Source organism: Dielma fastidiosa (genome assembly GCF_000313565.1).
GTDB lineage: Bacteria > Bacillota_I > Bacilli_A > Erysipelotrichales > Erysipelotrichaceae > Dielma > Dielma fastidiosa.
In genome coordinates, this window is record NZ_HE578932.1 from 75,528 (window position 1) to 95,195 (window position 19,668).

Annotated in this window: 14 protein-coding genes and 1 other annotated feature; of the genes, 11 read left to right on the top strand and 3 right to left on the bottom strand. The window is 40.8% G+C overall.

All coding sequences use genetic code 11. The annotated features are described in order from the left end of the window. Positions 1 to 109: 109 nt before the first annotated feature. From DAHG_RS16860 to leuS, 8 genes are all read left to right on the top strand, one after another. Positions 110 to 1,132 carry an aldose epimerase family protein gene (locus DAHG_RS16860; protein WP_022939520.1) on the top strand — a complete coding sequence of 341 codons (1,023 nt, stop codon included), beginning with the start codon at positions 110 to 112 and terminating at the stop codon, positions 1,130 to 1,132. Continuing rightward, a complete protein-coding gene (locus tag DAHG_RS16865; RefSeq protein WP_022939521.1) occupies positions 1,133 to 2,419 on the top strand; it encodes a galactokinase in 1,287 nt (428 codons plus the stop codon). A gap of 82 nt (positions 2,420 to 2,501) precedes the next feature. Beyond that, complete coding sequence (locus DAHG_RS16870; RefSeq protein WP_022939522.1) at positions 2,502 to 3,476, top strand: substrate-binding domain-containing protein; 975 nt, start codon at positions 2,502 to 2,504, stop codon at positions 3,474 to 3,476. A 98-nt stretch (positions 3,477 to 3,574) separates the two neighbouring features. Next, positions 3,575 to 3,877 carry a YciI family protein gene (locus DAHG_RS16875; RefSeq protein ID WP_022939523.1) on the top strand — a complete coding sequence of 101 codons (303 nt, stop codon included), beginning with the start codon at positions 3,575 to 3,577 and terminating at the stop codon, positions 3,875 to 3,877. A 229-nt stretch (positions 3,878 to 4,106) separates the two neighbouring features. Then, the gene (locus tag DAHG_RS21925; protein WP_022939524.1) at positions 4,107 to 4,700 is read left to right on the top strand and encodes an MFS transporter; all 594 of its coding nucleotides are present in this window, start codon (positions 4,107 to 4,109) and stop codon (positions 4,698 to 4,700) included. Next, positions 4,663 to 5,391, top strand: a complete 729-nt coding sequence (locus DAHG_RS21930) for an MFS transporter (protein ID WP_022939525.1) — start codon at positions 4,663 to 4,665, stop codon at positions 5,389 to 5,391. The genes DAHG_RS21925 and DAHG_RS21930 overlap by 38 nt, the downstream gene beginning before the upstream one ends. Before the next feature lie 24 nt (positions 5,392 to 5,415). Next, positions 5,416 to 6,465: a GNAT family N-acetyltransferase gene (locus DAHG_RS16885; RefSeq protein WP_022939526.1), complete on the top strand. Its 1,050-nt coding sequence runs from the start codon at positions 5,416 to 5,418 to the stop codon at positions 6,463 to 6,465. Positions 6,466 to 6,548: 83 nt separating this feature from the next. After that, positions 6,549 to 6,733 (top strand) — a binding site (T-box leader). A gap of 37 nt (positions 6,734 to 6,770) precedes the next feature. After that, the gene (gene leuS, locus DAHG_RS16890) at positions 6,771 to 9,164 is read left to right on the top strand and encodes a leucine--tRNA ligase (RefSeq protein ID WP_022939527.1); all 2,394 of its coding nucleotides are present in this window, start codon (positions 6,771 to 6,773) and stop codon (positions 9,162 to 9,164) included. Between the two features lie 52 nt (positions 9,165 to 9,216). Here leuS and DAHG_RS16895 read toward each other — a convergent pair whose 3' ends face one another. Further along, positions 9,217 to 10,071, bottom strand: a complete 855-nt coding sequence (locus DAHG_RS16895) for a metallophosphoesterase (protein ID WP_161650569.1) — start codon at positions 10,069 to 10,071, stop codon at positions 9,217 to 9,219. 108 nt (positions 10,072 to 10,179) lie between these two features. On the opposite strand from DAHG_RS16895, the gene DAHG_RS16900 reads away from it, so the two are divergent. Together DAHG_RS16900 and DAHG_RS16905 are read left to right on the top strand one after the other, a co-directional pair. Then, the gene (locus DAHG_RS16900) at positions 10,180 to 10,698 is read left to right on the top strand and encodes a transcription repressor NadR (protein ID WP_022939529.1); all 519 of its coding nucleotides are present in this window, start codon (positions 10,180 to 10,182) and stop codon (positions 10,696 to 10,698) included. A gap of 84 nt (positions 10,699 to 10,782) precedes the next feature. Then, a complete protein-coding gene (locus DAHG_RS16905) occupies positions 10,783 to 11,787 on the top strand; it encodes a PTS transporter subunit IIC (protein ID WP_022939530.1) in 1,005 nt (334 codons plus the stop codon). A 73-nt stretch (positions 11,788 to 11,860) separates the two neighbouring features. On the opposite strand, the gene DAHG_RS16910 is transcribed toward DAHG_RS16905, so the two are convergent. Continuing rightward, positions 11,861 to 12,691 carry a class I SAM-dependent DNA methyltransferase gene (locus DAHG_RS16910; RefSeq protein ID WP_022939531.1) on the bottom strand — a complete coding sequence of 277 codons (831 nt, stop codon included), beginning with the start codon at positions 12,689 to 12,691 and terminating at the stop codon, positions 11,861 to 11,863. A 478-nt stretch (positions 12,692 to 13,169) separates the two neighbouring features. Here DAHG_RS16910 and DAHG_RS16915 point away from each other — a divergent pair, with 478 nt between their 5' ends. After that, a complete protein-coding gene (locus DAHG_RS16915; RefSeq protein WP_022939532.1) occupies positions 13,170 to 17,678 on the top strand; it encodes a hypothetical protein in 4,509 nt (1,502 codons plus the stop codon). A 66-nt stretch (positions 17,679 to 17,744) separates the two neighbouring features. On the opposite strand, the gene rnjA is transcribed toward DAHG_RS16915, so the two are convergent. Beyond that, positions 17,745 to 19,577 (bottom strand): ribonuclease J1, encoded by a 1,833-nt coding sequence (rnjA, locus tag DAHG_RS20150; protein WP_022939533.1) that lies wholly within the window; start codon positions 19,575 to 19,577, stop codon positions 17,745 to 17,747. Positions 19,578 to 19,668 lie beyond the last annotated feature (91 nt).

Sequence of the window (19,668 nt, forward strand, 5' to 3'; positions counted from 1 at the left end):
TATGGTTATCAAAGATTTTTGATAATTGGCTCTCTTTAAAAGCAGGGGCTGTAATGGTATACTTGTACTATATGAAAACGCTTTAATAGTGTTTTAGACGGAGGTGTTTATGAGCGAAATAAAGATTGAAGATTTTAGTTCGCCCCAGCATGAAGCGAAGCTGTTTATTCTGAAAAATGATGAGTTGTGTGTCAAAATCACCAACTACGGCGCTGCTATTACGGCGATCTTAATGAAGGATCGCCAGGGGAAGGTTGATGATATCGTTTTAGGTTTTGATGATCTGGATGGTTATCTGAAGGACAAGGGCAATATTTATTACGGTGCAACCGTTGGCCGCTGTGCAAACCGCATAGCAAAAGGTAAGTTTACAATCAACGGCGTCGATTATCAGACAGCCATTAATAACGGGCCTAATCATCTGCATGGCGGTATTGATAATTTTTCATCGAAGTTTTTTGATGCCGCGATTGAAAATGACAGTCTGTGTTTGACCTATGTTTCCAAAGATATGGAAGAGGGATATCCAGGCAATCTGACGCTGAAGGTAATCTATACATTAAGCGGCAGTCAGCTGAAAATCGTATACCGCGCAATCAGTGATAAGGATACGGTTTGCAACATCACTAATCACACTTATTATAATCTGTGCGGTGAGGGCAGCGGCGATATCGGCGCCCATCTGCTGCAGATTAAGGCAGACCGCTTTGTAGGCTGTGACAGTGATGGCTTGGGCGGTGAAATCCTTGATGTCAGCGGGACCCCCTTTGATTTCAGAATGCCGCATCCAATCGGGGAGCGGATCTATGATGAGGATATTCAGCTGAAAAATGGCTGCGGCTATGACCATCACTTCATATTTAATGATGATCACGATCAGGTCTTGCTTCGGGAAGAGCATTCCGGCCGGCAAATCACTTTTTCTTCAACCCAGAACGGTGCGCAGATTTATACAGCTAACTGGTTTAATGAAGAACACGGCAAGGGCGATTCAATTTATAATTACCGCGGCGGTGTGGCTATTGAATGCCAGCAGATGCCGGATGCAATCAATCGTGAGGGTCAGCCTTCATTGTTAAGAGCGAATGAAGAATATTATCAGGAAACAACATGTACATTTGAGGTGAAATAAATGAAAAAAATCAGCGTATTAAAAAATGAAATTTTAAATGGAATGCATGATGAACGTTTAAGAGAAATTTATCTTTGTGATGAAGCGGGACTCGCTGATCAAAAGCAGCGTTATGTGCAGCTGCTTGATCGTTATGAGACTTTATATGGCGATGAAGAAGCGGCTATCTATTCAGCACCGGGCAGAAGTGAGGTCAGCGGCAATCATACGGATCATCAGTTTGGCAAAGTGCTGGCGGCTTCTATTAATCTGGATGCGATCGCGGTTGTGTCAAAGCGCGATGATGATGTGATTCAAGTTCATTCATCAGGCTTTGAGATTGCTCCGGTGGATCTTAAGGTACTGGCGGTACAGCCAAATGAGGCTGGCCGATCAGAAAGCTTGATCCGCGGCGTGGCAGCTCGTTTAAAAGCGTTGAACTATCAAATCGGCGGTTTTAATGCAGTCATGACTTCCAATGTTTTAAGCGGTTCAGGTTTATCCTCTTCAGCGGCATTTGAGGTATTGATGGGAACCATTCTCTCCTATTTATATAATGAGGGAGCTATTGATCCAGTATTGATTGCTCAGACTGCGCAGTATGCGGAGAATAATTATTTTATGAAACCATGTGGTTTGATGGATCAGTGTGCATGTTCAGTCGGTGGTTTTATCGCCATTGATTTCTTTGATAATCAGCATCCGATCGTAGAAAAACTGGATTTTGATTTTTCTAAGACGGGTTATAATTTGTGTATTACCGATACGCGCGGTGATCATGCGAATCTGACCGATGAATATGCGGCTGTGCCGGCGGAAATGAAGGCTGTGGCAAAAGCGATGGGTCAGGAAGTGTTAAGTCAGTGTTCTGAAGATGAATTTTATGCGGCCCTGCCTGAATTGCGGAAGCAGCTTGGCGACCGGCCAATTCTGAGAGCGATTCACCTGTTTGCGGAAAATAAACGGGTTGATGAACTGAAAAAGGCACTGCATGCGGGTGATATTAATGCCTTTATTGATTTGATTAAGGCAAGCGGCCGCAGCTCAGCGATGTATCTGCAGAATATTTATGCGAATTTTGAGGCTAATAATCAGCCGGTATCCGTGGCGCTTGCGGTTTCTGATCATCTGCTTGAGGGTAAGGGCGCATGGCGTGTTCACGGCGGCGGTTTTGCCGGTACGATTCAGGCCTTTGTTAAGAATGAAGATGTAGAGACCTATTATAATGCGATGGAGCATCTGTTTGGTGAAGGCAGCTGCTATATCTTAAAGGTAAGAAATATCGGCGGCTGTCAGGTACTTGATTAAAGCTAATTGATCCTCATGTCCCAATGACTCAAGAAAATGGTATAATAGTCATGCTGATGCGAGTCATTAAGAGGAGGACATCATGAAAAAGTTAGAAAAAGCACTGTTGGCCTTGCTGCTGCTGGCCGGCATGGGCGGCTGTACCAAGAAGGAAGCGCCAAGTCAAGAAACAGTGAAGAATAAAACTAAGGTATGCGCTTCAATCAATCGTGAGGATGCTAAGGCAGAAACCTTGGTTGAGATTGAACTGAAAGCTGCGTTTGCTGAATTGGCTGACACTTTGCCAACGGAATTGAGCTTCTATAATGTCAGCAAGGATCAGGCGGCTCAGAATACGGCGGTTGATACGATGCTGAAAGAGAGCTGTGCTGCGGTTATCATTGAGCTTGTTGATCTTGCTGCCGCGCAGCCGATTATGGAAAAGATTCAGGCGGCTGGCTTGCCGTTAATTTATATTGAAAACGATCCGGGTGATGAAATACTCAACGCCTATGCGGATAAATCAACGTATATCGGCCCGGATATTCAGAAAAACTATGTGCTGCAGGGTGAGATCGTCGCATCGCTGCCTAATACCGGCAACATCAACGGTGATGATCAGGTTTCAGCGGCCATTCTTTCAGTCAGTGAATTAAGCATTGAGAATCAAAATGCCCTGCTGAGTGCGGTGGCTGCTAAAGGGGTGCGGGCCGAAATCCTTGAAGCTGCGGTGAGTGAAAACGATCGTGAAAAAGGCAAGGAAGCCGCTGCCCGTTTATTGAAGCGTTATGGTGATGGCTTAGATGTGGTTTTTGCTGAAAGTGAAGCATTGGCTTTAGGTGCTGCTGACGCGATTTCAGCGGCCGGCCGTGAAAATGGTGTAAATATTTATTTGATCAGCGGGGAAGACAGTCAGGCTGTCCGCAATTTCATCAATGATACATTGATTGAAGGATCGTTATGGGATGATGTTGAAGCCCGCGCAAAGGCAGCTGCCGAGAGTGTTAAAAAAGCGCTTAAAGGTGAAAGTCTTGGACTTAAAACATTAATAACCAATAAGCTGGCAATGAAAGGGTAAAAGCGCGTTATCGCGCTTTTCTTTTGGGCGCTTTAGTGGCTTGACATATGGTTCTGTGATAAAATGAGAGCATCATGATAGAAGCCGGAGGAATGAAAATGAAATATTTCTTGGTAGAAGGAATCGTAACGCATCCAGAAAAAATGACGGATTCGCTGATGCAGGCACATCAAGCTTATACGGAAACATTAATGAAAGCAGGGCAAGTTCTTTTTTCTTCTTTAAAGAGTGATATGAGCGCTTCAGTAACCGTAGTGAAAGCTGAAACATTACAAGCGGTTCAGACATTTTACCATCAGGAACCCTTTTATATAAATGATGTGCTTACTTATTCAATTACTGAATTAGCTGTTCATTATCATGCATCAGATACAAAGCATTGGTTTCAAGCAGCGGACTAAATCAAAAACAAGGTGTGCGTTTCGCATGCTTTTATTTTGTTTACTTACTAACATACTGCCTGTATAATAAAGCTATCATATAATTTGAGGAAAGGATCATTTTATGAAACTAACTATTGCAGCTGCTCCGTGCATCGCCTAAATGCGGATATCAATGCATGGAGAGTATAAATTAAGTATCCGCTAGGGGCTTTGCACTTTAATCATTATTAAAAAGGAGCAAAGTCAAATGAAAAACTTTAAACAAATTATAAAACAATTACACACATTTCTTTTATTGTGGAGTACGCAGTCATTTTCATCATTAGGCAGTTCAATGACTGGATTTGCGCTTATTTTATGGTCATATGAACAGCATGGCAGTGCCTTGCTGACTTCTTTCTTATCAATCTGTACTTACGCGCCCTATGTGCTGCTTAGTATTTTTGCCGGTACATTAAGCGATAAATGGAATAAAAAGGTTACCATGCTTTTATGTGATGGAATGGCAGCATTAACAACAATTGTTGTCTTATACTTATTAAATACCCATCAGTTACAGCTGTGGCATCTGTATGTTGTCAATTCCGTCAATGGCATCATGAATGCGCTGCAGCAGCCAGCCAGTGATGTGACAATTACCTTGCTGACACCGCGTGAATTGTATCAGCAAGTAAGCAGTCTGCGCAGCTTTTCTGATTCGTTGATTACGGTTCTGGTGCCGGTAATCGCCTCAAGTCTTTATGCGTTTTTAGGATTGCGGGCAGTGATTGCTTTCGATCTGATTACCTTTATGACGGCTCTTTTTGATCCAAATACCAGCCTTAGAATCAACGAAGAATGAAGCGGCTGAAACTTTCTGGCAGAGTACGAAGCAGGGTCTGCTTTTTCTGAAAACGCATCGGGGTATCTTAGATTTGATTTTATTTCTGGCAATGATCAATCTGGCTGCATCGATGTATCAAGCGGCGCTGCCTGCTTTGCTGCTGTCAAGAAAGGGCGGCGGTGAAACTGTTTTGGGTTTGGTGAATGCTTGCTGCGGCTTGGCGAATCTGGCAGGCAGTGTATATCTGTTATTTAGTAAACCGCCGAAAAGCCGGATTGCTGTCATCTGCAATACATTGCTGTTTTCAATGATGAGTGAAAATCTGATTTTGGCGCTGGGAACTGAACCGTGGATGTGGTGTTTGGGAGCAATCTTAGGCTGGATCTGCATTCCAATCATGAACACCAATCTCGATGTTGTTCTGCGCTCATCCATTCCCGCCGCGATACAAGGCCGAGTTTATTCAGCCCGCAATACGCTTCAGTTCTTTACGATACCGTTAGGTTATTTTCTGGGCGGTTATCTGGTAGATTGGGTATTTGAACCATTTATGGCGGCTCAGTCAGAGGGGCTTTTGGTTCAGCTGTTTGGCAGCGGCAAGGGCAGCGGCGCGGCACTTTTGTTTTTGATGATAGCTATTTTAGGCATTGTTACCTGTTTGATTTTCCGTCATGACCGGTATATCTGGCAGCTGGAAAAAACGGAATAAAGCAATCCGATGGGAGGTATAATTTTGATTACAATCAGAATGATGGCAGACGATGAAGTAAAGCCAGCTTTAAAGTTAGCAAGAAAAGCGTTTGCCGGTATTGAGTGTTTATTTATCAGCAAGCCCAAAACGGGAATCGTGGCATTGATTGATAATCAGATCGTCGGCGGTGTTTTTGTGAAACAGATTTCGATTCAAAACGGCAGTCTTGGCTATCTTGATACTGTTTTTGTTGATCCGGCCTGCCAGGGACAGGGCATTGGCCGGCAGCTTGTAGCCGCCGCCAGCGATTATCTCTTACAGCAGGGCTGTCAAGTGCTCAGCGGGATTGTAAAGGATGATAATGTCGGCTCATGGCAGTCTTTTCTGGACAGCGGTTATAAAAGGGTAAGCTTAAAGGAGGCTGCACATCATTTAGGCATGGATGGAATGCTTAAGCAATATTTTGTCACTCCCTTATTTGCCTGCAACGGCATGGAATTATATCTGAATGTGAAAACAGCCCCGCTTGATGCAAAGAAGGTACATTCTCTGCCGCAGATTATCGCTTATTTAAGTCTTAATGCGGTTTTGATGCTGGCTGCTTATTTCAATCATCAGCCCTTTAATCTGTTCTTATGCGTCTATCTGCTTTTACTGGCCGGCGGTGTGCTGTTTGGCTGGCTGGGCAGCTGTCTGACAAAAAGAGAATGGTATTTCCGTCTCAACAGCGGCGGCGCAGTGCTTGTTGCTTTCATTAATTTTGTCGGCGGTTTATATCCGATGATAGGCAGCTGGTACCCAAAACAATATGAAAATACACCGGCTTTCAGAAAAGCTATGGGCATCACAGCGCTGTGTGAATGGTGTTTCTATCTGGCTATTACCCTGCTGGCTTTTCTGATGGCAAACCAAGCTTCAATTTTTAAGCTGACAGCATCTTTAGGAAGTGTTTTCCTGCTATATCGGATAATAGCGGTATATCCCTTTGAATCCTATGGCGGCAAGCGGGTCTATCAGTGGCATAAAGCTGTTTTTCTGCTGATGGCAGGCTTATCGCTTGGTTTAATTCTGATGGTCAACGGGCTGCTTTAAGCATGATTATCAAACATGGATGATTATCCTTAAATTGTCCTTAATCCGTTGACTTAAAGGCTTAAAACTGCTATTATAGTTAAGGAATGGCGATGAATTAGAGTAGTAATGGAAGACAGCATTAAAGAGAGCTGATGGCAGGTGTGAATCAGTATGCGAAATCTGTGAACTCGCTAAGGAGCCTTGGCTGATCCGGCGTTATCGGATAAATGAGGGCATGCCTTTAGGCATGAACTAAGGTGGTACCGCGTAATTTAACGTCCTTAGAACAGGACGTTTTTTTATTGGAAAGGAAGGAAAATAAAATGGGATTTAACCACAAGGAAATTGAAAAGAAGTGGCAGAAGTATTGGCTTGAAAATAAGACTTTTGCCTGTGATACATATGATTTCAGCAAGCCGAAATACTATGTGCTGGATATGTTTCCATATCCAAGCGGCAATGGTCTGCATGTCGGACATCCGGAGGGCTATACAGCTACCGATATCATTGCCCGTATGAAACGAATGCAGGGTTACAATGTTCTGCACCCAATGGGATGGGATGCTTTTGGTCTGCCGGCTGAACAGTTTGCCATCAATACCGGTCATCATCCGGCAGCTTTCACGAAGAAGAATATTGATCATTTCCGTGAACAGATTCAAAGCCTCGGTTTTTCTTATGACTGGGATCGTGAAATTTCAACGACGGATCCTGATTACTACAAATGGACACAGTGGATTTTTACTAAGCTATATGAAAAAGGCTTAGCTTATGTTGATGAAATTCCTGTAAACTGGTGCCCAGAATTAGGAACGGTGCTGGCTAATGAAGAGGTAATCGATGGCAAGAGTGAACGCGGCGGCTTCCCGGTATATCGCCGGCCGATGCGTCAATGGGTATTAAAGATTACGGAATATGCAGAACGTCTGCTTGAGGATCTGGATCTTTGTGATTGGCCGCAGTCAACCAAGGAGATGCAGATCAATTGGATCGGTAAATCAACCGGTGCGAATGTAATCTTTAAAATCAAAGATACCGATAAAGAATTTACCGTCTTTACAACTCGCTGTGATACTTTATTTGGAGCTACTTACTGTGTGCTTTCACCTGAGCATCCTTATGTCGATGAAATTACCAGTGCCAAGCAAAAAGCGGAAATTGACGCTTATAAAAAAGCCTGCGCCACGAAATCAGATTTAGAGCGTACAGAGTTAAATAAAGAAAAAACCGGTGTATTTACCGGTGCTTATGCGATCAATCCGGTTAATGGCAAGGAAGTGCCAATCTGGATTTCGGATTATGTATTGGCAAGCTATGGAACAGGAGCTATCATGGCAGTTCCGGCTCATGATACGCGTGACTATGAATTTGCCAAGAAATTTGGCTTGGATATCATTCCGGTGCTAGAGGGCGGCAATATTGAGGAAGCGGCATGGACAGAAGACGGCCTGCATATCAATTCTGAATTCTTAAATGGCATGAATAAGGAAGATGCGATTAATACAATGCTGAAATGGCTTGAGGAGCATCATTGCGGCAATGCCAAGACGACCTATAAATTACGTGACTGGCTGTTTTCACGTCAGCGTTATTGGGGTGAACCAATTCCAATCATCTTAATGGAAGACGGTACAAAGCGCACGGTTGATATCAGTGAGCTGCCGCTGGAACTGCCGGAAACGACAAACTTTAAACCAAATGAAAGCGGTGAGTCACCATTAAGTCACTGCGAAGATTGGCTGAATGTTGAAATTGACGGTGTAAAAGGCAAACGTGAAACAAATACGATGCCGCAGTGGGCTGGCAGCTGCTGGTACTATCTGCGTTATATCGATCCGAAGAATAATGACGCTTTGGCTGATCCGAAGCTGCTGGAGCATTGGCTGCCGGTAGATTTGTATGTCGGCGGTGCTGAGCATGCGGTTCTGCATCTGCTTTATGCCCGTTTCTGGCACAAGGTGCTTTATGACTGCGGTGTAGTGCCTACTAAGGAACCATTCCAGAAACTGTTCCATCAGGGCATGATTCTTGGTGAAAACAATGAGAAAATGTCTAAATCAAGAGGCAATGTTATCAATCCTGATGAAATTGTCGAAGCATTGGGAGCCGATTCACTGCGTGTTTATGAAATGTTTATGGGACCTTTGGAAGCGGCGCTGCCTTGGAGTACAAAGGGACTTGACGGTGCGCGTAAATGGCTGGATCGTGTTTATCGTCTTTATACTGAATCAAATAAGATTGTGGATACGAATGACGGCAGTCTTGACAAGGTTTATCATGCGACCGTTAAGAAGGTAACGAATGATATTGAAACATTGAATCTGAATACAGCTATCTCTCAGATGATGATCTTTATCAATGAATGTTATAAAGCAGAAACGATTTACCGTGAATATGCTGAAGGCTTTGTGAAAATGCTTGCCTGCTTTGCACCGCATCTTGGTGAAGAATTATGGCAGTATTTAGGACATGAAGGAACCATTGCTTATGTGGCTTGGCCAGTCTATGATGAAAGCAAGCTGATTGAAGATGTGATTGAAATCGTCGTTCAGGTTAATGGTAAAATGCGTGGTAAATTCAGCTGCCCGGCTGATGCTGATGAAGCGTATATCAAAGAGGAAGCATTGAAATTAAAACCGGTGCTTGCTCAGATTGAGGGTAAGGAAGTCAGAAAAATTATTGTAATCAAGGGCAAAGTTGTTAATATTGTAGCTTAAAATAAAAGCGAGAATGCTTTATCATCATGTGATGAAGGTTCTCGCTTTTGCTTTATTTATTTGTCAGTCTGATCATGATACACTGCGGCGGGGCAAATAAACGAATATCAAAATCAGTTGTCCCCAAACCATTGCCGACAATGATGACTGTATTATTCACGGTTGTAGTACCATGCGTATATTTTCTGGCGCCATCCTTGCGGAACAGCGGCCCAAACATCGGCAAAGCTATCTGACCGCCGTGAGAGTGTCCGGCAACCACCAGATCAATGTTGTTTAACGGCAGACTGCCCGCAAGGTCGGGCGCGTGGGTCAGTACAATCGTAAAGTTATTTGTATCAATGTTTTCCATTGCCTTATTGATGTCGGGTTTGCCGCCGATCTGTGAATCAATGCCAATCAGGTTGATTGAATGTGTGGAATCTTTATGTAACAGCACACTGGTATTATTTAATAATTCAAAATCAGCATAATAGAAGATATTCTGCATACCTTCCTCTAATTGCCTTGAAGCATGATCGCTTTCACCTAGCACCGCAAATTTACCATAAGGCGCTTCCAGCGTTTTAAGCAGCTGAATCAATTCTTCACGAACGGCATCATTTACGGGTATCTGATCGGGTTTATCGAATAGATCACCGGCAAATAAAATGATGTCAGGACTGGCTTGATTGATTTTTTCAATCATGGCACTCAGCCGTTCTTTATCCATGAAGGAATTATAATGAATGTCTGAAATCAGCGCGATTTTAAGATTGTTGCATTCATCAGGTATTTTATTGGAAATTACTGTCTGATTGACGATATTCACACGCTTCACGGAAACAAATGTACCGTAGAAGATCATTCCGGCAAAGATACAAGCCGCAATCAGCATAACAGATAAAATTTTTATAATTTTTTTCAAGTTGATCATCCTCATTCCTGTCTATTTTAACATAACCGCATGGATATTAAAAGTTGTAAATCAAGGTGTGAGTATGCTACACTAGTAGATGCGAAAAGAGGGATTTTTATGAATGCGAATGAACGCCGTCAGAAAATAATTGAATGCCTGAAACAAAGCCGTCAGGCTGTCAGCGCGTCTTCTCTTGCCAGTCAGCTTGATGTCAGCCGTCAGATCATTGTCGGAGATATTGCACTGCTTCGAGCTGAGGGAATCAAGATTGAAGCAACACCTAGAGGTTATCGAATGGAAGCTATCGCTGAAAGGCCCCGCCGCTGTTTTGCCTGTGTGCATGAGATTGATGATATGGCAGAGGAGCTGTACTGCATCGTTGATAATGGCGGTTATGTGGTAGATGTGATTGTGGAACATCCGATTTATGGGCAGATAATAGGTTCGCTGAGACTTGCTTCACGTTATGATGTTGATCAATTCATGCAGAAGGTAAGGGAAGCGAATGCAAGTATTCTGTCACAGCTGACAGGCGGAATTCATCTTCATACTGTTGAAGCTGAGGATGCGGCATGCTTTGAAAGAATTGAAGCGGCACTTGCTGAACAGGGATATTTAGTAAGAAAAGAACATTGACTTTCATTTTTGGAAGTGTATAATATTAGTCATGTCATGTGTCAAGACACATTGATGTGACTTTTTTTTGAAAAGGGGATCTATATGAAACAAATGAGGAAATATATTGATCGATATCTGATTCAGGCAATGTCTTCAATGGCGCTTGGTTTATTTAGTTCATTGATTATTGGCTTGATCTTGTCACAGCTTGCGAAAATTAACTTCTTAAGCTTTCTGCAGCCGTTCGCGGATGTTGCGAATGCTTCTTCACCAGTCATCGGTTCAGCGATTGGTGTCGCGATTGCCTATGGGCTGAAAGTAAAGCCGCTGGTTTTATTTTCAATGTGTATAGCCGGTGCTTTTGGTTATACGGCAGGCGGGCCGGTAGGGGCATATGTAGCGGCGGTCATCGGCAGTGAGATCGGTATGCTTGCGGCGGGCAAAACCAGCGTCGATATTATTGTTACACCGATTGTCAGCATTGTATCTGGCTGTCTGGCTGGTCAGCTGATTGGCCCAGCGGTATCGGCATTAATGGCTTCATTAGGAACGATTATTAATAATGCAACGCTGATGTCACCGATTCCAATGGGAATATTGATTGCGGTCGTGGTTGGGATGGTTTTGACAGCACCGATATCCTCCGCTGCTTTATGTATTATGTTAGGCCTTGATGGCTTGGCAGCCGGTGCGGCAGTGGTTGGCTGCAGCGCGCAAATGATTGGCTTCGCGGTGATGAGCTATAAGGAAAACGGCTTCGGCGGATTTATTTCCGTAGGCATCGGAACCAGTATGCTTCAATTTGCCAATATAATTCGTCATCCGCAAATTTGGATTGCGCCAACCTTGGCATCAGCTATTCTTGGCCCGATATCTACAGCGGTTTTGAAAATGAGTAATACAGCGGTGGGCGCAGGAATGGGTACCAGTGGGTTAGTCGGCCAATTTTCAGCCTTTGCGGCAGTGCCTGATGGCGGTGCAACTTTGTTGATTCAAGTCGTGCTGATGCATTTCATCCTGCCGGCGATTCTGACGCTGATCATTCATGAAATTACGATTAAGCTCGGTTGGGTAAAATCAGAATATTTAAAACTTGAAGCCTTATAGCAGCGTCTGTTTAAGCTGTGATTAAAGGTTCAATGAAACTTCGTTTTAGAATTAAGACGAGGTTTTTTTAGTTTTATTTTTTTGCTAATACACAAATTGTATCACAATTATCATTATAACTATCTCCAGCCACACTGCTGAAAAAATTAATATTTCTAAACCCAATACTTTTTAGATTATCATTCAATTCATTCAGTGTAAAAGTATGTTCCCAGATATTATAATAGGAAAATTCATTTTTTGTAGCAACTATATATTGATTTAAAAATGTATTATCTTCTTCATAACGATAAAAAGCATGTAATAATAAATATAAATCTTGATGCCAGAATCCATTCTTACATATTTCCCAATCTTTTCTTTCTTTTTCTTTGGCATATTTTAATGGAGTAAAAACATCAAATAAAAAGATTCCGCCAGGAAGAAGTGAATTATACACATCAACGGTAAGCTTCTTTCTTGCTTCATTGGATAAAACTCCAAAATCGCAAAATATCATAGTGATTAGGTGATATTTATTATTAATGTTAAGCTTAGTGTAATCGCCTTGAATATAATTGATTTTAAGGTGTTTCATATGAGCAGAGTTTCTAGCATATGTGATTGAAAGCTCAGATAAATCAATACCGGTTACGTTATATCCTTTTTCACAAAACAGTTCTGCATAGATACCCGGCCCGCAGCCTAAGTCTAACAGGGCAGGATATTTATTAGGTGGAGTAATTTCACAAATCCAATTAACTGATTTTTCTACAAAACTTAATTTTCGTGTTGCTGAATCAAGGTTTTCATCTAAATGAGCATTAAGCATATTTTTAGATATATAGGGGGTGTTCCAAATATTTTGTGGACTTGCTTCAAATAATCTAGGTTTATTTTCTAATACTTCAAATATTTTTTTCATGTGTTTTGTCCTTTCATTATAAATGACTGTAACTGCTTAAATTAAAAAAAACTGTGGGATTTCCACAGTTAAAATAAAATATATTAACATGGAAATTTAAAATAATCAGTTAAGCATAACAATAACATCTGTATAAGTGACAGATATTTTAGTTCTATGCAATTTTGATTAAATTATTTTTTCCACGTTTCACTTATGTTACTGATTATGCAACATCAAATGCGCCGGACAAAACCAACTCCTTTAAAGTTACCGTAAATAAATTATATAATAAGTAAAAATATAATGCAATGGATGCTTTATCTTTCCTTCGCTTCATAAAGTAAACGAATCATGATTCCATAAATGAAACAATATCTTCATATATTTAAAAGAAATCAAATTTAAAACCTATATAGTAATGAATAATTTTCTATGTTACAATAGGTACAGACTTGGGAGCATTTAATTCTAAAACATAATAAGGAGAGTTCAAAAAATGAAAAGAATTAGGAGAATTATATGTTCTTCATTTTTATGCGCGGCACTTGTAGGTTCAACATGCATTGTCAGCGCAGAAAAAGGATTTGAAGAGTCTATGGCAGTAAAAGAAACAATTAGTTTTGTAGGTTATGAAGCAGATGCAGGTCAGCCTTATCAGATTATTAGATTAAAAGAAAAAATCGCAGAAGCTGAAATTGCATTTCCACAGACACTCACAGTAAACCTAGCAGGAAAAACAGAACCTGAAACATTTGCTGTGAGCTGGCAGACTGCCGAAGACTATGCAAACTCAACGTATGATACATACATTTTTACACCTGTATGGGATACGAGTGAATATGAGTTGGCATTTGAGAATGATATGTCCCCATTTATTGAAGTGCAGATAACACAGGGGATCGAAGAGAATTTGACAAACACAATTAATAATACATATAGTAATGTGATCACTTTAGGGACAGGAGGAACTTATGCTAATTTTAGTGCGCTGTTTGATGAACCCTCTATCCAAGGAGATGTGGTTGTTTCACTGACGAGTGATATTAATGAGACTAAAACTGCTACACCGTTAATCATTCCTAAAAGGTTTACCAGTTTGACAATACAATCTGATAGCAGCGGCACACAAAGAGCGTTTAATATTAATGAAAAAAATGAATTTAGTATTGAGGAAATGAATTCATTATATGCGAATGGCTGCTCATTAATTATTGGTAAGGATATAGTTTTTGGTTCACCAGTTAATGAATGGAAATATAATAATGCGTCGATTTATGGCGGCGGTTACAAGGAAGATGTAACAGGTAATACTAATATTGAATTTAATGGTGTTCTTAAACAAGGTAATATTTTTGGCGGTGGATTTAACAGTAATGTAGATGGTAATACGAAGGTAACTATAAGTGGTGAAGTTTATGGTATTGTTGCTGGTGGTGGATATGCACATGCTGATAATAATATAACTTCCAATATAACAATAAATGCCGATGTGTCTGGCTCGACAGTGGTTAATACCAATGAAGATTCATATGCGGCGTATGTTCGTGGCGGTGGTTTTGCTGATTTAAATCTAACAAGCAATTATAAAGTAATAATGAATGCTAAAGTTGGTGGTAATGTAACTGTCACAATAGATGGACAAGTTTGTGACGATTTATTTTCTGTAATTGCTGGCGGCTATGTTAAATGCAATCCTCAGTTTAATTATGAAGCAGAGCTAAATGCTGATATTAGTGGGAATGTTAATCTTACTTTTAAAAGTAATGCACGAAGTGAATGGGACCCATTTGGGGTATATGGCGGCGGATACGCAGAGAGTGCAGCGGGTAATAATAATTTAAATAACCGTAATGTGAGCGCAAGTGCCAAAGTTTATCAGAATGTGACAATAATTGCAGCAGAGGATAGTATGGCAGGCGATTATGAGGAATACGATGAGCAAGATTATGCACGAGCTTTCCGCTGCCTATATGGGGGTGGATATGCTTCAGGGTTAGGTTCTGATGTGACTGTTAATGGTAATACAATAATTACTACTGCAAGACCTGTTTTCGAAGGAGTTAGTGGTGTTTACGGCGGTGGCTATGCAGTAAAAAGTGGTACTGCTGATGTAAAGGGTACGACGCATATTACGATACAAAAAATTAATGGGCAGTATTATTATGAAAATGCAAATGGTGTCTTTGGCGGCGGACATGCTGAAAGTAGTTATGATCCAGAAAATTTTGGAAATACTTTCAAAATTAGTCAAGCCAATGTAGGCGGTACAGAAATAACAATAAAAACTGGTGCCGTAATGGAAAGCGGAAATTCAAATCCAGGTATCAGTGTATTAGGTGGTGGCTTTGCTGACGGAAGTGTTGGTAAGGCTGATAACTATGATCCCGATTATTTTGAATTTGTTGATTCAGCATATGATAAGTGTCCGGTAATAGCTAAGGTACTGGGGAATGTTAAAATTACTATTGAAGATAACGTAAAACTAGTTAGCGGACTAATTGGCGGCGGTGCAGTAAATTTGCGCGGCGATGCTACTGTGACAGGTTCAGTTGATGTTGTATTGGGTGATAATTGTAAAGTTGTAGCTCCTAATTACGAGGAAGAAATTGGTATGGGAAATTTCATTGGCGGCGGATATGTTTACTATAATGTAGATAAAAACTTGCTACCTCAAGATGAACCAGAAGCAATTGCTGATGTGTTAGGCAATGTCACGGCTGTATTTGGCAATAATAGCAAGTTTGGCAGGTGGTTTGTTGGCGGCGGTTATACAGGGAGTGGCACGATTAACGCGCAGGCTAATATAAAGGGAAATTTTACAAATACATTTAATGGGAATGTCACAGTAACTAATTATTTTATCGGAAAAGGCTATGCAACAGGAGAGTCTGCTTCGGCAGAAGTCGGAACAAAGGGTAACTCTAATGTAATCAGTACGTATTTTAACGGCAATGGCGCAAGCAGTATTTCGACAGGATCAAGTTTAATGTACTGTAGCGGTTATTCTTCAATCTCAAATTCTGCCAATATAAATGGTACTGTGAATTTGGTATTCAATGGCTCAATACCCACGAAAACAGTAGTTGGCGGAGGGTATAGTATAACTGGTGAGTCGAACATCGATGGTAATTTAAATGTAGTTTTTAAAGATTTCACAGCTCCTTTAACAACGAGTATATATAGCGGCGGCGTTGCGAAAACTAGAGGACAAAGCAAGATAAGTGGATCATTACAGGTCGAATATAATAATCTAACTATTAATAACTTTAACTATGGAGCTGTTTTATATAGTGCTGATGCAAATGTCGATATTGATGGAGATGAAATTAAAATATTTAAGGATGTAGTAACAGAAGGAAAATATATTGGTGGCAGTTGGGGAATGGATGCTTCTCATCAGGTAAATGTAAAAGGCAGTTCAATCATAAATTTGCAAGGTGGTAATCAAATAACAGGTGCAATCAATAGTGGTGGATATGCGTTCAGCACAGTTAATAAAGCATTATTCAATATTACTGGCAATCAAAATTCACCCATTCAAATTTTAGGTATAAAAAACAATTGTACTATTACGAATGGGATTGAGGTTAATATAGGTGATGGCACAAATAGTATGCAGTTAGAAAGCTACTATATTTCTGGAGCTGATAAGGTTAATATTGCGAAGAATGCAACTTTGAGCTTGGCTGATGAACCATTATCTTCTGAAGCTGTAAACACCAATCATTTATTCTGGGATGTAAAAAACCTGACAATTCAAGAGGGCGGTAAACTTTCTCTTGTAAACAGCAGCAGTACAATAATGCAGGAAGCTATCTCTAATGAATATATCGGTAACGGTACGCTGGTATTAGAAGCCGGTAAATCATTAAGCATCGGTGGTACTGCTGCTGGTACAACTCAATTGGAAATTCAAGGTAGTCCTGCCAAAGATCAAGTATATGTTACCGTTGCCAACGGCGGCAGTGAAATATTTAATTACACAAGTGACAGTTTGAATTTAAATAAAGAAGAAAGTGGGAATACACATACATGGAAGCTTGTTGAAGCAGAAATTCCAGTAAATTCAATCAGCGGTATAACTGAGGGAAAAGAATATTTCAAAGGAGATACTTTAGCTTTTACAGCCTTGGGCAATGGTATGGAAAATAACACACCGTCTTTGAATAATAAACGCTGGCTGCCTTCAAAATGTCTTATCGATACAACAGAAATAAATTTAGATTCTGCTTATTCAGGTACGATTAACACTACCAATTTATCAACCGGCGCACATAAGCTTTCAATTACCTTTACTGAACAGCGCTATGATGGAAGTAATTGGAGCAATACAGGCCGTGATGATATCAAAGAAGTAACCTTTACATTGAAAGAAAAGAGCAGTACCCCTTCATCAGGCGGCGGCAGTTATGCACCATCAACAAAAAAAGAAGGCTTTGTAGAGAACAGCGGTAAAACTTACTATTATATTAATGGCAAACCTGCTGATAATGGCTTTATTCTCTTGGATAAGGATCAGCAGCTGGTGCAGGCGTTAAGTCCTGATCAATTCATCCAAAAGCCAACTACAGCTGATGCCGTTTATTACATTAAAGAGGATCGCACGATAGCTAAAAATGAATGGGTGGTATTAGATCAAAATGGTAATTTTGTCGATACGATGCCGCTTAATGAATTTAAAGATGCATATGGTGAGGAATACAAGCTTTATGCGGCCCGTGAAGATGGTCAGTTAGTACAGTCATGGCTGGAAGTTAACGGTGTATGGTTTTATTTCTTAGAAGATTATTCTGCCCGATATCAATATTGGCAGGCACATTGGAATGATTGGTATTTGTTTGAACATTATACTTATGTAACAAATCGCTGGCAGCCAACCTCGGAAGGCCGTTGGTATTATTTAGACAGCGAGGGAAGAATGGTCAGAAATCAATGGATTGATGGCTGCTGGATTGATGAATATGGTATTTATTGGAGTCCGATATATACACCAGAAAATGATTAATTAAATGTTTAATTAAAATAAAACGATGGTTAATGAAAGCCATCGTTTTTCTTTAAAAAAGCCAGCCTATTTCTGCGGCTGACTTTCTGTATGTTTAACTTTTTTAATTGGCTGATGCTGAGCCTTAGCGGTACGCATCTGGGCCATTTGCGCCATCGCTTCCTTTGAATTCAGGATAACCGGAATAACAATTGGATTGCGGTGCGTCTTGTTATAGAGGAATGGCTCTAACGATGAGCGAATCGTATTTTTAATTTCACCAAAGGTTGTTTTAGTTGCCATGCGTTCACGCAGTGCCGTATATACAACATTCTCCGCTTCTTTTAATAAAGTCTGCGAATCCTTAATGAAGACAAAACCTCTTGATACAATGACAGGACGGCACATAATCTTATTCACTCTTGAATCAATGCAGACAATGACTGAAACCAATCCATTATCCGCTAAGATTTTACGATCCTTCAATACCGCTGTTGATACGCCTGAAATATCATTGCCGTCAACATAGATGTCATCAGCCTGAATACGAATGCTTGATTGATATACCTGCTCATTTCTAAGCAGTAAAACATCACCGTTGGCACAAGTAAAGATATTTTCTTTTGGAATTCCAGTTTCAATCGCTGTATCCATGTGCTGTTTCAGCATTTTATATTCACCATGCACCGGCATGAAGAATTTTGGCTTAATCAGCTGAAGCATCAGCTTCTGCTCCTCCTGTGAGGCATGCCCAGTCGTATGTAGGTTATTTAAAATCGAATTTGTCAGTACATTTGCACCGGCTCTGAAGAGCTTATTAACAACCTGATTTACACTGGCACCATTGCCGGGAATCGGACTTGATGAGAAAACAACCGTATCACCGGGAATCAACTTAATATAACGATGAGTTCCTTGCGCAATGCGGCTCAAGGCAGCCAATGGCTCACCCTGACTGCCGGTACATACGATACATACCTTATCTGCCGGCATCCGATTTAATTGCTCCGGATTTAAAAAGCTGCTCTCTGAAATATTGATCGTACCAAGCTTGCGTCCGATGGTTACAATATTCTCCATAGAACGGCCAAAGATACAGACCTTACGTCCGCAGGCTACAGCGGATTCAAGAATCTGCTGAACACGATGAACGTTGCTCGCAAATGTAGCAACAATCAAACGTCCCTGAGTTTTACGGGTAATTTCTAAAATAGCCTTTGAAACGACCTTTTCTGAAATAGAGAAATCCTCAACGCCAGAGTTGGTTGAATCACTCATCAGCAGGGTAACATTACTTGCTCCCAGATAAGCCATTTTCTGATAATCGGCGTTAGTACCTACCGGTGTTAAGTCAAACTTAAAGTCACCGGTGGTTACGATACGTCCATTTGGCGTATTAATTACAACTCCCAATGAATCAGGAATTGAGTGAGTCGTATTAAAGAAACCGCAACGGAAATGCTTCGTCACCACTGAGCTGTCCTCATTGATTTCACGAATCTTTACCTGCTTCAGCATTTTTCTTTCTTCAAGCTTACGGTTGATCAATGATACGGCAAAACGGCTTGCATAAATACAATCGATATCTACTGATTTCAGCAAGAACGGAATACCGCCGATATGATCCTCATGTCCGTGTGTAATAATTAACGTTTTTTTCTTTTGCTTATTTCTGACTAAATAATTATAATCAGGGATTACATAATCTACACCCAGAAGATTTTCCTCAGGAAAACGAACACCCGCATCGATAATCACGATGTCATCCTCGTGTTCAATACAATACATATTTTTGCCGACTTCGCCCAAGCCACCTAGCGCATACACTAAGGTGTCATTTTTTTTCGGGGCCAGTTTATTATATGGTGTTGATTGTTTTTCTGGTACTCTTCGAGGTGTCTTTGTTTGCTTCTTATCCATTATAGTTAAACTCCTTTCAAAACAAAAAGACACTCTTTGCTTTTATTATTATAACATAGATTCATGAAAATAAAACTCAATTAACCAAAAA